This window comes from Bacteroides sp. AM37-9, from assembly GCF_003603455.1.
Lineage (GTDB): Bacteria > Bacteroidota > Bacteroidia > Bacteroidales > Bacteroidaceae > Bacteroides > Bacteroides xylanisolvens.
On the sequence record NZ_QTNF01000095.1, the window covers coordinates 253 to 560 of the forward strand.

A 308-nucleotide genomic window follows, 5' to 3' on the forward strand; every position below is an offset into this window, starting at 1 on the left:
AAAGCCTTGATTCCTTTGTGCAAAGCTATGGGATAATTGGGATGACTCTATGGAGAATTTGGGGTGTCTCTACGGGGAAACGACAGTATCCTTACGTAGAAACTGTAGTGTCCCGCCTTAGAAACTCTCGTTTCCTGCCGTGGAAACTGTAATTTCTAATGCAGGAAACGACAGTTCCCCGCCTGGAAACGGGAAGTCAATGTATACAATAAACTTTTGCCCTCCTGGAGAATTAGCTTATGTCAGGTTTATACTGTGTTGCAGATACTTTATCTGCAACCTATCTGCCGCAGGTATCTGCAACGCTC